This is a genomic window from Collimonas sp., assembly GCF_035566555.1.
Classification (GTDB): Bacteria; Pseudomonadota; Gammaproteobacteria; order Burkholderiales; family Burkholderiaceae_D; genus Collimonas.
The window spans coordinates 24,691-40,508 of sequence record NZ_DATMRB010000032.1 but is presented as its reverse complement, the minus strand read 5'-3'; the positions used below and the strand labels follow the sequence as shown (position 1 = coordinate 40,508).

The 15,818-nt window shown below is 51.9% G+C and carries 14 protein-coding genes and 1 tRNA gene; 9 read left to right on the top strand and 6 right to left on the bottom strand.

Annotated elements, in window-relative coordinates; translation table 11 throughout:
- The first annotated feature begins 1 nt into the window (after position 1).
- The 9 genes from VNZ65_RS04850 (at position 2) to waaC (ending at position 9,609) form a co-directional block, all read left to right on the top strand.
- A complete protein-coding gene (locus tag VNZ65_RS04850) occupies positions 2-1,003 on the top strand; it encodes an EpsG family protein (RefSeq protein ID WP_325666630.1) in 1,002 nt (333 codons plus the stop codon).
- Entirely contained in the window at positions 1,000-1,980 is a 981-nt protein-coding gene (locus VNZ65_RS04845; protein ID WP_325666628.1) for an NAD-dependent epimerase/dehydratase family protein, read from the top strand. Before VNZ65_RS04850 ends, VNZ65_RS04845 begins: the two co-directional genes overlap by 4 nt.
- A complete protein-coding gene (locus tag VNZ65_RS04840; protein ID WP_325666626.1) occupies positions 1,977-3,116 on the top strand; it encodes a glycosyltransferase family 4 protein in 1,140 nt (379 codons plus the stop codon). Before VNZ65_RS04845 ends, VNZ65_RS04840 begins: the two co-directional genes overlap by 4 nt.
- A gap of 21 nt (positions 3,117-3,137) precedes the next feature.
- A complete protein-coding gene (locus tag VNZ65_RS04835; RefSeq protein ID WP_325666624.1) occupies positions 3,138-4,082 on the top strand; it encodes an SDR family oxidoreductase in 945 nt (314 codons plus the stop codon).
- An 11-nt stretch (positions 4,083-4,093) separates the two neighbouring features.
- Complete coding sequence (locus VNZ65_RS04830) at positions 4,094-4,654, top strand: sugar transferase (protein ID WP_325666622.1); 561 nt, start codon at positions 4,094-4,096, stop codon at positions 4,652-4,654.
- A gap of 59 nt (positions 4,655-4,713) precedes the next feature.
- Positions 4,714-6,648: a nucleoside-diphosphate sugar epimerase/dehydratase gene (locus tag VNZ65_RS04825; RefSeq protein ID WP_325666620.1), complete on the top strand. Its 1,935-nt coding sequence runs from the start codon at positions 4,714-4,716 to the stop codon at positions 6,646-6,648.
- A 45-nt stretch (positions 6,649-6,693) separates the two neighbouring features.
- Positions 6,694-7,014 (top strand): H-NS histone family protein, encoded by a 321-nt coding sequence (locus tag VNZ65_RS04820; RefSeq protein ID WP_325666618.1) that lies wholly within the window; start codon positions 6,694-6,696, stop codon positions 7,012-7,014.
- Positions 7,015-7,209: 195 nt separating this feature from the next.
- A complete protein-coding gene (locus VNZ65_RS04815) occupies positions 7,210-8,598 on the top strand; it encodes a phosphomannomutase/phosphoglucomutase (protein ID WP_325666616.1) in 1,389 nt (462 codons plus the stop codon).
- Between the two features lie 24 nt (positions 8,599-8,622).
- Positions 8,623-9,609, top strand: a complete 987-nt coding sequence (gene waaC, locus VNZ65_RS04810) for a lipopolysaccharide heptosyltransferase I (RefSeq protein WP_325666615.1) — start codon at positions 8,623-8,625, stop codon at positions 9,607-9,609.
- Positions 9,610-9,615: 6 nt separating this feature from the next.
- Here the strand turns inward: waaC and VNZ65_RS04805 are convergent.
- From VNZ65_RS04805 to fdxH, 6 genes are all read right to left on the bottom strand, one after another.
- Positions 9,616-9,711, bottom strand: a tRNA-Sec gene (locus tag VNZ65_RS04805).
- Positions 9,712-9,751: 40 nt separating this feature from the next.
- Positions 9,752-11,692, bottom strand: a complete 1,941-nt coding sequence (selB, locus tag VNZ65_RS04800; protein ID WP_325666613.1) for a selenocysteine-specific translation elongation factor — start codon at positions 11,690-11,692, stop codon at positions 9,752-9,754.
- Positions 11,689-13,131: an L-seryl-tRNA(Sec) selenium transferase gene (gene selA, locus VNZ65_RS04795; protein WP_325666611.1), complete on the bottom strand. Its 1,443-nt coding sequence runs from the start codon at positions 13,129-13,131 to the stop codon at positions 11,689-11,691. Before selA ends, selB begins: the two co-directional genes overlap by 4 nt.
- Positions 13,132-14,079 (bottom strand): formate dehydrogenase accessory protein FdhE, encoded by a 948-nt coding sequence (gene fdhE, locus VNZ65_RS04790; protein WP_325666609.1) that lies wholly within the window; start codon positions 14,077-14,079, stop codon positions 13,132-13,134.
- A gap of 128 nt (positions 14,080-14,207) precedes the next feature.
- Entirely contained in the window at positions 14,208-14,849 is a 642-nt protein-coding gene (locus VNZ65_RS04785) for a formate dehydrogenase subunit gamma (RefSeq protein WP_325666607.1), read from the bottom strand.
- Positions 14,846-15,817: a formate dehydrogenase subunit beta gene (gene fdxH / locus VNZ65_RS04780; RefSeq protein ID WP_325666605.1), complete on the bottom strand. Its 972-nt coding sequence runs from the start codon at positions 15,815-15,817 to the stop codon at positions 14,846-14,848. Before fdxH ends, VNZ65_RS04785 begins: the two co-directional genes overlap by 4 nt.
- Position 15,818 lies beyond the last annotated feature (1 nt).

Here is a 15,818-nt window from a genome sequence, read left to right as displayed (position 1 = left end):
AATGACTGCCAATAGATTAAAAATAAAATTTGAGTTTCTTTCGTATATTCTTTTGGGAATATTTACGACGTATTTTATCGGCACAAGGGCGGAATCGATAGGCTCTGATACGGCGACTTATAATCAATTTTTTGATTACGTGAAATTTGATACAGATTTGGATGCAAATTTTTCAAGAATCGAAATTGGCTTTTACTGGCTAACAAAATTAATTTCGTATTTTACGGATTCGAAAGAGTTATATCTTTCAATTATTTTTTTAATTCAATTTATTGGAATTACCTCTTTATTGAAAAAGAAAAGTAATATTTTTAAGCCATATTTGTTTTTGGCATTAATTTGGTTTTCATATCCATTTTTTTATTCGATAACACTGAATGTTTTACGGCAGGGACTGGCATTTGTATTTGTGATTTATGCGATTGATGCAAGATTGCAGAATAAGAGAATTTTTCCTTATATTTTACTGTTAGCCGGTGCCTTATTCCATTACGCAACATTATTATATGTTATAGGATTTATTGTTGTAGATATAAATATTAAAACTCGTCAGATTTTTTTTATTTGGCTTGTAACGATATTAATATCTTTTCTTGGATTAATGGATAAATTTATTTTATTGGTCCTGAAAAATTTAGTCGGACTTGATCCTTATTTTTCAACTTACCTTAATTCCAGCATCGATGATAATTATATAACGGGTTTTAGATTTGATTTTCTTGTATTTAGCGCAATCCCCGTTTTTTATTATCATGCAATTAAAAAATTTAACGGCGGTAGTGAAGATATATATTTAATATTTAAATTATATTTGTCGATGAATATAATTTACTGGTGTTTCACTGGCTTTCCATTTAATGATCGATTTGCTATTGCATCTTGGCTTTTAATGCCGCTATTAATTGATTTTGCTTTGCTTAAGAAAGTAAAATTACTTATTTTTTTTAAAATTGCAGTGATAATTTCTAGCGCATGCATGTTTTATTACTATTTATTCAAATGAATACAAATTCTAAAGTATGTGTGACCGGTGGTGCAGGTTTTATTGGCAAAATATTGATTGCAAGCCTGCAAAAGAATGGCGTAATTACGCATGTTCTTTCCCGGAAAAGCGGAGTGGATAAGCCGCTGTGCCGTTTTTTCATCGCGGATCTATCTCATGAGAAAAATAATTTTGATGATTTTCTTGACGACGTTGAGGTCATTTATCATTGTGCGGGGGAAATTTCAGACACCGCACTAATGTATCGAGTACATGTAAATGGTACGGAAAGATTATTGGAGGCAATACGTCAGAAATTAAAGATAACAAAAAAAACAATGCACTGGGTTCAATTGAGTAGTGTTGGAGCTTATGGACCTCCCACAGGCGATGCGCATGATATTCGTATAGTAACGGAGACGACATCACATGCGCCGCGTGGCCAATATGAAATTACCAAAACCCTTTCTGACGAATTGGTGATGAAATTCGCGGAGCAAGAGCCACTGTTTTCTTACACGATTTTGCGTCCGTCAAATGTCATTGGACCAACGATGACAAATCAATCATTGAGCCGATTGATTACAATGATCAAAAAAGGATATTTTTTCTATATCGGAAATCGATCAGCTATATCAACATATATTCATGTGGATGATGTTGTTTCCGCTTTGATGCTTTGTGCTAGCGATGTTCGCGCACGAGGGGAGATATTTAATTTATCAAACGACTGCAAATTATCAGACATAGTGAAAAATGTGGCTGATGATACTAAAATAAAGCCGCCGACTTTATGTGTTCCAGAAAAATCATTGAGATTTATAATTAAACTTTTTTCATTTTTGGTACGTGGTCCATTGACATCAGAAAGGATTGATGCGCTAGTGAAGCGGACAAATTATCCAGCGAAAAAAATAGAAAACATGCTGGGATTCGTTCCGCGGATCGAAATTCCGTCAGCGATAGTTGAAATGTTTAAGGAAAATCGGAAAAAATGAAACGTAAGCGAGTATGTATTGTTGCAACCGTTCCATTTGCTTTAATGATGTTCATGAAACCTCACATTTTCATGTTGTCTGAAAAATATGATTTGACTTTGATTGCGAAGGGAAAATCTTCAGAATTGGAGTTGCTTTTGAGGAATGGCGTAAAATTTATTCCAATTGATATAGAGAGAAAAATATCAATTTGGAATGATTTTTATGTATTAATCCAACTTTTTTTAATATTCCGTAAAAATCAATTTGATGCTGTACATTCGATAATGCCTAAAGCCGGCTTGTTAGCCATGCTGGCTGCATATTTTTCTCGTGTACCGACTCGAATACATACATTTACGGGGCAAGTGTGGGCCAATAAGACTGGATTGGTGCGCTTAATATTAAAATTGTTTGATAAAATCATAGCACTTTTTTCCACTAACTTATTAACTGATAGTTTTTCTCAACGTGATTTTTTGATAAATCAAAATATTTCTGATAATAAAAAAATTCGCGTTCTCGGTTATGGATCTGTATGCGGTGTAGATACGGGGCGATTTAAACAGAATTTAATCGTACGTAATAAAATACGTGCCTCACTCGGCATTCCGATAGATGCAATGGTTTTTCTTTATTTAGGCAGATTGAATAGAGATAAAGGAGTACTCGATTTGGCAGCTTCCTTTAACCGTCTGATAGACGAGTTGCCTAATGCACACCTTATGATGGTCGGTCCCGATGAAGAAGGTATCGCGGAGAATCTATATGAAATTTTAAAAAACTGTCGTCAAAAATTTCATCTGGTCGGATTTTCTGCTAAACCGGAGGATTATATGGCAAGTGCAGATATATTTTGCCTACAGAGTTATAGAGAGGGATTCGGGTCCGTAGTAGTTGAGGCTGCGGCTGTGGGCTTGCCTGCAATTGCATCAAATATTTATGGTTTGGTTGATGCCGTGGTTAATGGGGAAACTGGCATTCTGCATGAAGTCGGAAACATAGAGGAAATAACCCAGGCGATGCTTTTACTATCCTGCGATGACAATCTGCGAGCAAGAATGGGGAGCAATGCGGAATATCGTGTGAAGAAGAATTTTACGACGGATGTAATTAGGCAGGAAATGAGAATATTTTATGAGAAATTATTGGATTGACGGATTAAGTGTGGGTGGTATGTGAATACATTAAAAAAATTGATCACTGGTGCAAATGGGTTCGTTGGTAGCGCTCTTTGTGCGGAGTTGAGGCATCGGGGGACACCTGTCGTCGCTTCGGTTCGGAGGAAGGAATTTGATGCTCAATATGAAATTGGGGACATCACAGCCAACACCAATTGGAAATCGGCTCTTGAGGGATGTGATACAGTTTTTCATTTGGCGGCCCGGGTCCACTTGATGAACGACACGTCTAATGATCCTCTTGCCTCGTTTCGCGCCACCAATGTTGATGCGACTTTGAATTTGGCTCAGCAAGCTGCCGAAGCAAACATAAAGCGATTTGTATTTGCGAGCAGCGTCAAGGTAAATGGTGAGGAAACATTCAACAAACCATTTCTTGCCAGCGACGACCCACATCCCGTAGATCCTTATGGGCAATCAAAGCTTGAAGCGGAAATTGCGCTGAAGGAACTATCCTTAAGTAGTGGTATGGAGGTTGTTATTATTCGTCCTCCGTTGGTTTACGGTCCTGGGGTAAGAGCAAATTTTCTGAGATTAATGCAACTTGTTCAATGGAATGTTCCATTGCCATTAGGCGCCATCCACAATGCGAGAAGTATGGTCTCGCTAGATAATTTGGTGGATTTTTTGGTTATTTGTGGTCAGCATCCGAATGCTGCTGGAGAGATTTTCATGGTCTCGGATGACAACGACGTAAGCATCTCGCAGCTACTGCGTTTAATCGCATCTGCCATGGGGAAAAAAATATTTCTACCGCCAATTCCATCTAAATTAATTGAGGTGTGTGCCGGAATTTCTGGTAAAACTGCTATTGCCAACAGACTTTTAGGATCATTGCAGGTCGATATTGAGCACACTAAATTGACATTAAACTGGCAGCCCGTGGAGAGTTTGCAACAGGCAATTGCTAAGACGGTTGCACATTTTCAAAGACAACATTGATTGATTACTGAATGAAAAGAATATTTGATTTGACGTTGGCAATATTCGCATCGCTGATTTTGTCTTTGCCAGCAATTTTTGTTGCATTGTTGGTTAAATTAACCTCTCCCGGTCCGGTAATTTATTGGTCTGACCGTGTCGGTCGCAATAATAAAGTATTTAATATGCCTAAATTTCGCACGATGCGAATTGACACTCCGGCTGTGGCAACTCATTTGTTAACCAACCCAGAGAGATTTTTGACGCCGATTGGTTCTTTTCTACGGAAATCAAGCCTTGATGAACTGCCTCAATTATTAAGTATTATCAAGGGAGATATGAGTTTCGTTGGGCCTCGTCCTGCGTTATTTAATCAGGATGATTTAATAATTTTGAGAAAGAGCTATGGGGTCGACCAGCTTGTTCCGGGATTGACAGGCTGGGCACAAATTAATGGTCGTGACGAATTACCTATTGTCGAAAAAGTCAAATTGGATGCAGAGTATTTAAAAAATAAATCTATTTCACTAGATATAAAGATAGTTTTTCTAACTTTTCTGAAAGTCGTGCGAAGAGATGGAATAACGCATTGAATTATGTTAAATAACAATAAATCAATTTTTTTGGCTTTTACTTTGAAAATAATTTTCCTATGATCTCATTTCTCCAATTGTCGCGACTCCACAAGCAGATAATTGCAGGCTTATTAGATTTGGTATTTTTGCCATTAACATTTTGCCTGGCTGTTTGGCTGCGCCACGATGGTCTTGGCGGATTTCTATTGCATCAATATGCATTATTAATGATTGCCGCTCCCCTGATTTCTATACCAATTTTTATCAGGTTGGGATTATATCGCGCTGTTATTCGATTCATTGATCATAAGATTGTGTATATTGTGGTGCTAGGTGTGACACTTTCTGTGATCGCACTAGGCGCTCTCGGAACATTCACTCAAACCAATGGCTATTCTCGCGCCGTATTCGGTATTTATTGGGTGAGTGCAATCTTGTATGTGGCCGCTAGCCGTTTCCTTGCACGAAGTTTTTTATTGCGCGTGAGTAGCGTCACCGGTGCTGTACGCGTTGGCATATATGGGGCCGGCCAAGCGGGTACGCAATTGGCGAGTGCTCTTCGAGCTGGAAACGAATACCTGCCAGTTGTATTTGTTGATGACAAGAAGGAATTGCAGAGGGCGACCATTGCGGGAATTAAGGTTTTTGCGGCCGATGAATTACCCAAATTGATTTCGCAGTACAGCCTTAAAGAGGTGTTGCTTGCAATGCCGTCGCTAAGTAAATTAGAACAAAAATATATTCTTGATAAGCTTGAACCGCTCAAGGTAAAAATTAAAGTAACCCCCCCGATCAAAAGCTTGATTAATGGGGAATTGAGGGTGCAGGATATCCGCGAGGTGGAGATCGAAGATTTGTTGGGACGAGATCAGGTCGAGCCTAACCCCGATTTAATTTCCGCGTGTATTGTGAGTCAATCTGTTATGGTAACGGGGGCTGGCGGCTCCATTGGCTCCGAGCTTTGTCGACAGATCATTCGTCAACGCCCATCCCGGCTTATTTTGCTGGAAATGTCAGAATTTGGTCTGTATGCGATTGAACAAGAACTGAGCGAGTTGCAGCGCAGCCTAGGTCTCAACGTTGAATTGCTGCCCTTTTTAGGCTCTGTATTGGAGACCGAGAAGTGTGCACGCATCATGCGTACGTTTTCCGTAGAAACCGTTTATCACGCTGCGGCCTATAAACACGTGCCATTGGTAGAGCATAATCCCATCGAGGGTATTCGGAATAATGTGTTTGGTACCCTGAGTGTGGCCAAAGCTGCGATGGCTTCCGGGGTCAAATCATTCGTATTGATTTCGACAGACAAGGCAGTTCGTCCAACCAATGTGATGGGCTCTACCAAACGATTTGCTGAATTGATATTACAGGCGTTTTCTCGCGTACAAGCCAAGAGCGCATCGAAAACCAGATTCTGCATGGTACGGTTTGGCAATGTACTAGGTTCATCAGGCTCAGTAGTGCCGTTGTTCCGTAAACAGATCATGGCAGGTGGGCCGATCACATTGACGCATCCCGAAATCACCCGTTATTTCATGACAATTCCCGAGGCTGCGCAGCTGGTGTTGCAGGCTGGGGCAATGGGGCAGGGGGGAGATGTTTTTGTCCTGGACATGGGCGAACCGGTCAAGATCATCGATCTGGCGACTCGGATGGTGCATCTAAGCGGATTGGAAGTTCTAACGGATTTGACGCCAGACGGTACGATAGAAATTAACCATGTAGGTTTGCGTCCAGGCGAAAAATTATACGAAGAGTTGTTGATTGGCGAAAATGTTGAAGGCACTGAGCATCCATTGATCATGCGCGCGCAAGAAGTAGAGATATCGTGGGCGATATTGGAAGATTTGTTGAGTAAATTGGAAGATGCCTGCTCCAGGTTTGCCTATGAAGAGGTGCGTGAATTGCTACTGCGTACTGTCGCCGAGTACTCGCCGCAGTGCGGAATTGAAGATTTCATATGGCGCGCCAAACGTCGTTTATCAGAGACAAACGATACGACGCTGCATTAATTGACGTAGCAATAATTTGATTGAATTTCACCTATCGGGGGTACCATGGATTTATCTGGATTAACAGTAGCTGAGTTGCGTACATTGCAGGAGCAGGTCAAGCAGGCTTTGAAAGATCGCGAACATCTGGAACTGACCAAGGCACGCGAGCAGATCCTAGCGATTGCGCAAAGTGCGGGCATTTCATTGCAGGATTTGCTGGGCGCTCAGTCGCGTAGCAAGAGCGCTGCGCCCAAGGCAAAAGTAGCCGTCCGTTATCGCCATCCTTCGGATGCTTTACTGCAATGGACAGGCCGTGGGCGACAACCTAAGTGGGTTCAGGATTGGGTTGCTTCCGGCCAGTCTTTGGATGCCATCCGCGTATAACAATTGCTGTTGTTTTTATTTCCCGCGAAATAGCGCCGTTCTGATGAGCGCTACTTGAGTCGAAGATACGTGACTGGAACCAGGTGCGTATCTTTCGGCTCGCAAAACGCCATATCCATGCCGCAAGTGGCACGCGAACAATGTATTCGCCGCTGTTTTTTGCCGCCAAACGCTACATGCTTATCATATAGACTTATGCTCCAACTCTCCAAATCAATATTCAAAGCTTACGACATTCGCGGCATCGTCGGCAGCACGCTGGACGCCGGCATTGCACGACAGATCGGCCAGGCATTTGGCGCCGCGGTCCGTGCCAAAGGTGAGCAAGTGGCGATTATCGGCCGCGACGGCCGTTTGTCCGGGCCGGAGCTTGCCGCCGCCCTGGCAACTGGCTTACAGGATGCGGGGGTGGATGTGGTGGATCTGGGTGTCGTGGTAACACCTATGGTTTATTTCGCCACTCACGTACTTGGCGCGCAGTCTGGAATCATGGTCACCGGCAGCCACAACCCTCCCGATTACAATGGCTTCAAAATGGTGCTCGCTGGCGAGGCGATATACGGCGACACCATCCAGCAGCTGTATCAGGCTATCGCAAATGGCGCTGTCAAGGAAACTGTAGCGGCGCCGACCGGCAGCTATCGCCAGCACGACATCAAGGAAGCCTACCTGCAGCGCATCGTCAGCGACACCAAACTGGCGCGTCCGATGAAGATCGTGGTTGATTGCGGTAACGGTGTCGCCGGTGCGTTTGCAGGCGAGCTGTATCGCGCGCTCGGCTGCGAGGTGGAGGAACTGTTCTGCGAAGTGGACGGTACTTTCCCCAATCACCACCCCGATCCGGCCCATCCGGAAAACCTGCAGGATGTGATCCGCGCCCTGCATAACTCCGACGCCGAGATCGGCCTGGCGTTCGATGGCGATGGCGACCGTCTCGGCGTCGTCACCAAGGATGGCCAGATCATTTATCCGGACCGCCAGCTGATGCTGTTTGCTGCTGATGTGCTGACGCGTCATCCCGGCCGCGAGATTCTGTATGACGTTAAATGTACCCGTCATCTGGCGCCCTGGATTAGCGAGCATGGCGGCAAGCCGTTGATGTGGAAAACAGGTCATTCCCTGGTCAAAGCCAAGATGCGTGAAACCGGTGCGCCGTTGGGTGGCGAAATGAGCGGCCATGTTTTCTTCAAGGACCGTTGGTACGGCTTTGACGATGGCTTATACGCTGGCGTACGCCTGCTGGAATTGCTGAGTCGTGAAAGCAACCCGTCCGCAGTGCTGAACGCCTTGCCGCAATCGTCCAGCACGCCGGAGCTGCAATTGAAACTGGCAGAAGGCGAGAATTTCTCGCTGATCGAAAAAATGCAGAGCGAGGCGAGTTTCCCCGGATCGGAAGAGATCATCAAGATCGACGGCCTGCGGGTTGAATATGCCGATGGTTTTGGCCTGGCCCGTTCCTCGAATACCACTCCGGTTGTCGTGATGCGCTTTGAGGCAGAATCGGAACAGGCGCTGGCACGGATTCAATCCGAGTTCAAGCGTGTGATCCTGACTGCGAAGCCGGATGCAGCGCTGCCTTTCTAATCGACCTGACGAAGTGGCTACCGCTTGAACATTCTGATCGTCCGCGTCTCCTCGCTTGGAGATGTGATGCATAACATGCCAATGGTGTCGGATATCCGGCGCCATTATCCCGATGCGAATATCGACTGGGTCGTGGAAGAAGGCTACACTGGCCTGGTGCGCATGAATCCCGACGTGCGCCGCATTATCCCGATTGCACTGCGGCGTTGGCGCAAGAGCCTGTTGACTGCGGCGACACGAGCGGAAATTGCGAATTTCAGGAAGCAGCTGAAACAGGACGCCTACGATGTGGTGTTCGATACGCAGGGCTTGCTAAAGACCAGCGTCGTCATGCGCATGGTGCGCCTGGCACCCAATGGCCAGCGCATTGGCCTGGCGAACGCAACCGAGGGTTCCGGCTACGAGCCGCTGTCGCGCATATTCCATACCAAGAGTATCAAAGTGGGTTTGCACACGCACGCAGTATTGCGGGCCCGTGAAGTCGCGGCGCAGGCGCTTGGTTATAGCGTAGACACCGCGGCTGATTTCAATATGCATCCCGTGGCCCCGGAGCCTGCGGCCCTGCCTGCATGGTTGCCGGCCACGCCGTATGCCGTCTTCTTTCACAGCACGGCGCGCGCCGCTAAGCAATGGTCCGATGCCAATTGGGTGCGGATTGCGGCCCAGCTTGCGGGGCGGGGCCTGCCAGTGCTGCTGCCCTGGGGCAGCGCAGCGGAGAAAAGCAATGCCGAGCAATTGGCCAGCCAAATGAGTAATGCGCGCGTGTTGCCTAAGTTGCCCTTGATGGAAGCCGTGTTGCTGGCGCAGCGGGCCGCTTTGGTGATCGGTGTTGACACCGGCTTGACGCATATCGCGGCCGCCTTCAACCGCCCGACCATCGAACTGTACTGTGATTCGCCGCGCTGGAAAACCGAAGGCAACTGGTCGCCGCAGATCATCAACCTCGGGGAAATCGGCATGCCGCCGACGGTGGAGCAGGTTGCACAGGCAATCGACACGCTGGCGGCATGAGCCGAGTGGCGGAAGGCAGCAGGAGTCGAACCTACCCGGGAGTGACTGGCACCCCCCACCGGGTTTGAAGCCCGGCCGCATCACCGGATACGTATGCCTTCCTTGCTGCGCTATCTTATCCTGATTCACAATTTCTACGCTATCAGAACCAGTCCAGGCCGCCGCCGCGCAACACATGCGCATCACGCAAGCGTCGGGTATAACCTATACGATCAAAAAATTCCAGGATCTGAATCGCGCGCTTGCGCCCGAGACTAGTGGCGTCGCGCCAGCTTGCTGCATTCACGCCGGCAGCGGCCATCGGGCCGGTTTCCTTTTCCCGCTGCGCTATCAGAGTGCTCATCAGCGTAGCCAGCTCGCGCATGCGCAGATGGTGATAAAACAGATCCCGCTCAACCTGATAAACCAACCCTTGCCGCAGCAATTTTCGCAACAGCTGGCGTACCTGTTCCTCTGGCAGCGCATGGGTCCGCGCTAAGTCGCGCACCCAAGGTGGATCGAAGCCCGCTGCCGCCAGTTCGGGTAGCAATTGCTGCGCCAAGAGCTGCTCGCTTTCTGACAATGCTATCGCATGCTGCGGTAGGTGCAGCCATGCGCCGCTGCGCTGTAGCGTGCCTTCTTCGATGAGAGATGTCAGGACTGCCAGCCATAACGCGTTATCTAGTGTTGGCTGCGCCATGCGCCGCAGTCGCCCGCTATCGACACCTTGTTCATCGGGGAAACGCACATGAAAATCCGTGACTGCGTTGACTGCGCATGTTTTCAAGGACTGCCATTGAGCGGACAGCATGACAAATTTATCCTGCTCGGATGCGCCGGTGACGATGGTCTGTGCATCCGGCGGCAATGGCAATGCGTCCGGCGGCAAGCCTGTGAGCTGCATCAGTGCCGATAAACGCAAACCGCCAGGCGAAGCTGCTTGCAGCAAGGCGCTGAAGCCGTCGCCGTTCAGCATCTGCTCGATCGCATCGAGCCAGGCCTGCCGTTCCGGTGCGCGCCGCTTTCTGGCGGGCGCGGCCGGGTCGAGTACGTGGCCGCCGCCGATGGTCATGCTGGCTTGTGCATTGCGGACGATAAAGCGGTCACCCGGCGTCGCGCAGACTGGCGACGCAAACAGCAGCTGCACTCGGCAGCGATCGCCGGCGCTCAGCGCGTTCCCTTCCAGCAGCGTGAGGTGAGCAAGCTGATGCAGGGTGCCGAGATGTACATGCAGAGGGGAGCGATTGCGCAGCGCCTGGCCGGCGCTGGCTGATAGCTGTAGTTCCACGTCAATCCGGGTGGATGGCGTGCATGCGCGGGCATCGGCCAGCCAGTCGCCGCGTTGGATGGCGTCCTTGTCGATGCCGCTCAGGTTGAGCGCACTGCGCTGGCCTGCGTTGCCGCTGGCGGCGGGGCGGTTTTGCACGTGCAGGCTGCGTACGCGCACCGTGTCTCCGGCTGGCATCAGCGCCAGCCGATCACCGCTGTGGACTTGGCCGGAAAAAACGGTGCCGGTAACCACCGTGCCGTGCCCCGGCAGGGTGAAGACGCGGTCTATCGCCAGCCGGAACAGTCCATCGGCGCGGCGTGGCGGCATGCTCTGGGCGACGCCATGCAGATGCTGCTGCAAGGCGGCAGTTCCGTTATCCTGCGGCAGATTTGCCGCCACGGGAAAAATCGGAATGTCGGCCAGGGTGGTGCCTGCCAGCAGAGCTTGAATCTCGGTGGTGACTTCGACGACGCGGGCTGGATCGACGCGGTCGATCTTGGTCAAGGCGACGGCGCCAGCCTTAACGCCCAGCCATTGCAGGATCTCCAGGTGCTCGCGGGTTTGCGGCATGACGCCGTCATCCGCGGCGATCACCAGCAAGGCGAAATCGATGCCGGAGGCGCCTGCTACCATGGTGTGCACCAGGCGTTCGTGCCCGGGGACGTCGATGAAGCCCAGCACCTCGCCGTTCGGCAGCGCGGTGTAGGCATAGCCTAGCTCAATTGAAATGCCGCGTTCCTGTTCTTCCTTGAGGCGGTCGGTGTTGACCCCGGTCAGCGCCTTGATCAGCGTGGTCTTGCCATGATCGATATGGCCAGCGGTGCCGACGATCATAGGGAGAAATCCTGCAGTTGCGCGGTGAAGCTCGCTTCATCTTGCGGTTCCAGGCAGCGGCAATCCAGCCACAGGGCATCGCTGGCGATGCGCCCGATCACCGGCCGCGGCAGTTGTCGCAGCGCCTGCTCCAGCTTGTCGAGCGCGCGGCCGTGGCGTTTGCCGCCGGCGTTGTCTGCACGCAGCACCAAGCCGTAGCTCGGTAGCTGGTCGACCGGCAAGGCGCCGCTGCCGATCTGGCTGGACATTGCTTCACACGACACGGTATAGCGGTTTGCCAGGGCACTTTGCAAGACCGGCAGCAAGCGCTCTGCCTGCTCCTTTATCTGCGCTTGCGGGCGCGTCAGCAGGCGCAGGGTGGTCAGCCGCTCGGCCAGGAATTCCGGCGCCAGGTACAGGCGCAGCACCGGTTCCAGCGCGGCCAAGGTCAGTTTGCCGACCCGCAGTGCGCGTTTCAGCGGATTTTTCTTGATGCGGGCGATCAGGTCGGCACGGCCGACGATGATGCCGCATTGCGGCCCGCCCAGCAGCTTGTCGCCACTGAACGTGACCAGGTCGGCGCCGTGGCGTATGGTTTCGCGCACCGTGGTTTCCTGCGGCAAGCCCCACTGCGTCAGATCCAGCAGCGTGCCGCTGCCGAGATCGACCGTAACGGCGATGCCATGCGGCCGCGCCAGTTCTGCCAGCGTGGCGACGTCGACGCTGCTGGTGAAGCCGCTGATGGCGTAATTGCTGCAGTGGACTTTCATCAGCATGGCGCTGCGGGCGCTGATGGCATTGGCATAGTCGGCAGGATGGGTGCGGTTGGTGCTGCCGACTTCCACCAGTTTTGCGCCGGCGCGCTGCATGATGTCGGGCACCCGGAAGGCACCGCCGATTTCCACCAGTTCGCCGCGCGAGACGATGACTTCCTTCCGTTGCGCCAGCGCATTGAGCATCAGGAATACCGCGGCGGCGTTGTTATTGACGACGGTAACGGCTTCGGCGCCGGTGAGTTCGCGCAAGACATCTTCCACCAGGCTGTCGCGGTCGCCACGGCCGCCGGTTTCCAGGTCGAATTCAAGATTGCCGGGCGCGGTCAGGGCGCTGACCACTGCCTGCACCGCTTCGTCCGGCAGCAGCGCGCGTCCCAGGTTGGTGTGTAGCACGGTGCCGCTGAGATTGAACAGCGCGCGCAAATGCAAGCGGCCGGCGTCAATCAGCTGCTTTTCCAGCGTGGCGCAAAGCAGGAGCTCCTCGATCTCGCCAACAGACAGCTGGCCGGCCAGGGCCTTCACTCTGAGCGCATCCAGATGCTTGCGCAACGCGGCGGTCACCTGGGTCCGGCCATACTGTGCCAGCAAGGGTTTGACCTGCGGCAGATTCAGAATCCGGTCCACCGAAGGGATATTGCTGGCGGAAGCCAGGGCCGGACTGTTCAGCGGCTTCGATCCTGGCATTCAGTTCTCCGCCGATTGCCATAGCAAGGGATTGCCCTGGCGTCGCGCATAGGCGGTTTCTCCCATCAGCAGGTCCAGCGTCAGGCTTGCCAGGTCGTCCGCCACCGGTTCGAGGTAAGGGTCTTTTTCCTGGTAAAAAATCTTCAGCCAGCTGTGGCATTCATCGCAGGTCTCGGCCTTGATGGCGGCCGTGCCAGCTGGCTGCTCGTCTTCTATGGATTGGTAGGCGATTCCTTTGGTGGAATCGCAATACGCGCACTTGATGCGCACCATATGCCATTCGGCCGCGCACATGCCGCATTGCAGGTAACGATGGCCCTGCGACTGGCCATCCATCCGCACCACGCTGGCCACCGGCATGGAGCCGCAGCAGGGACACAGGCCCGGCGTATCGAGCAGAGGCACGTCGCGGACGTCGAAACGTGTCACCAGATCGCTGCAAACCACCTGCAAGGCTGCGGCATAGAAAGGCGCGCTGGCGGGATCGACGATTTCTTGATGACGCTGCAAGATGGCTTCGGCCTGACTGTCGCGCTGGTTGGCGCTGGTTTGCCGGATGCGTTCCAGCAGTTGCATCAGCGCTGGCGGCAGGCCGTCGGCTTTTGCCAGTTGCGCCAGCAGTTGCTCCAGCACTGTCTGCCAATGCGGACTGCGCACCTGGTCTGTCGCCAGGATCAGCGGCATCAGATGGGCTTGGGCGAGGTTGCTGCTGGCCTGGTCGCGGGCAGGTTGGTCCGATGCGCTGCTCAATCCGTTCAATGCCTGCTGCTGGGCTTGCGCCAGCGAGGCCATCAAATTCAGGTAGTCGCCGATCGGATTGCCGGCAGCCAGCTGTTTCAGGCGCTGCGCGCGGTCGTTGAAAATGCTGGCGCGTTGCGGCAGCCTGATGCGTGGAATCGCATTGTGATCCAGCGCTTCGATTTCGCCTGGTTCAAGGATACGTTGCAAGGTAGTTCCTTTTTCGCAGTAACCGGCAGCTTCGAAAAAGCATGCCACTGTTCATATTCGTGAATTACCTTTTGAAACACAAATTACCAATGTAGCTTAATTATGTTGCAAGAGTCGCATAGTTTATTTTACTCCCCAGTCGTTTTTCTGTACCACTCCGCATGATGCTTGCGCGCCCACGCACGGCTGACCGTGCCGCGGGTCATGGCGCCGACCGTTCCCTTGACCCAGATGGCGGCATAGATATGCACCACAATGCCGGCGATCAGGACAAAGCCGCACAGCGCATGGACTACCACGGCAAGCCGGATGACGAGGATAGGAAATAGCCAGGAAAACCATGCGCGCCAGATGACAATGCCCGACAGCAGCAAGCCGGCCATGCAGGCGATCATTACCCAGAACAGCATTTTCTGGCCGCCGTTATAGCGGCCCACGGGCGGCAGGTTTTCTTCGCGGTTGTTGACGACGTCGCCGACATTTTTCAGCCACTCGATGTCATTTTTCTCGATCAGGTTGTGATGCCAGAAACGTAAGGCCAGCAGGGTAAAGCAAATAAACATCAGCAGCCCGATGAAGGGATGCAGGATGCGGGTCCAGGGGCCGCCGCCCAGTACGAAACTGAGCCAGAACATGGAGGGATGAAACAAGGCCAGCCCCGACAGCGCCAGCACCACGAAGGTGATGGCGACCAGCCAGTGGTTGATGCGTTCACCGGCGTTGTAGCGGACGATATTGTCTTTGCCTGCATCTTGCGCGTGCTTGTTCATGGTGGCAGATCCTGTGCGTTGATGTTGGGATCGCTGGCATTGTTCTCGCGTGCCTGTGGCGAGGCGCGTCCGGAGGCACGGGATTCTTCCTCTTCCGCGGCCCTGTCTTCATCCGTGACTTCGTTCGGGCCGACCTTGATGTAGTGGAAGAAGCCGGCCAATGCGGTCAGGGCAATGCCCGCCAGCGCCAGCGGCTTGGCAGCGCCTTTCCATAGACCGACCAGCGGACTGATGCGGGGATTGTCCGGCAAGCCGTGATACAGCGATGGCTTGTCCGCGTGATGCAGCACATACATGACATGGGTGCCGCCCACGCCGGGCGGATCATACAAGCCAGCTTGCGCGAAGCCGCGTTCCTTGAGGTCGACGATACGTTCTGCTGCGTGCTCCTTCATGTCTTCCTTGGTGCCGAAGACGATGGCGCCGGTCGGACAGGTCTTGACGCAGGCCGGCTCCTGGCCGACCGCAACCCGGTCCGAGCACAGCGTGCATTTATACGCTTTGTTGTCCTTCTTCGAGATGCGCGGCACATCGAATGGACAGCCGGTCACGCAGTAGCCGCAGCCGATACAGTTTTCTTCATGAAAATCGACGATGCCATTGTTGTACTGGACAATCGCGCCGGGCGATGGGCAAGCCTTGAGGCAGCCCGGATCTTCACAGTGCATGCAGCCATCCTTGCGGATCAGCCACTCCAGGTTGCCGTCGGGATTTTCATACTCTGAAAAGCGCATCACGGTCCACGAGTGTTCCGTCATGTCGGGTGGATTGTCGAGCACGCCGACATTGACGCCGACCTCGTCGCGCAGATCGTTCCATTCCATACATGCGGTCTGGCAGGCTTTGCAGCCTATGCATTTGGTGACGTCGATCAGCTTGGCGACAGTGCCGGTCACCGGCTCACGCACGCCGGGCGGCGGCGTGGTGGTGGCGGAAACCCGCTTGATATCGAGGGATTGCAGGGCCATG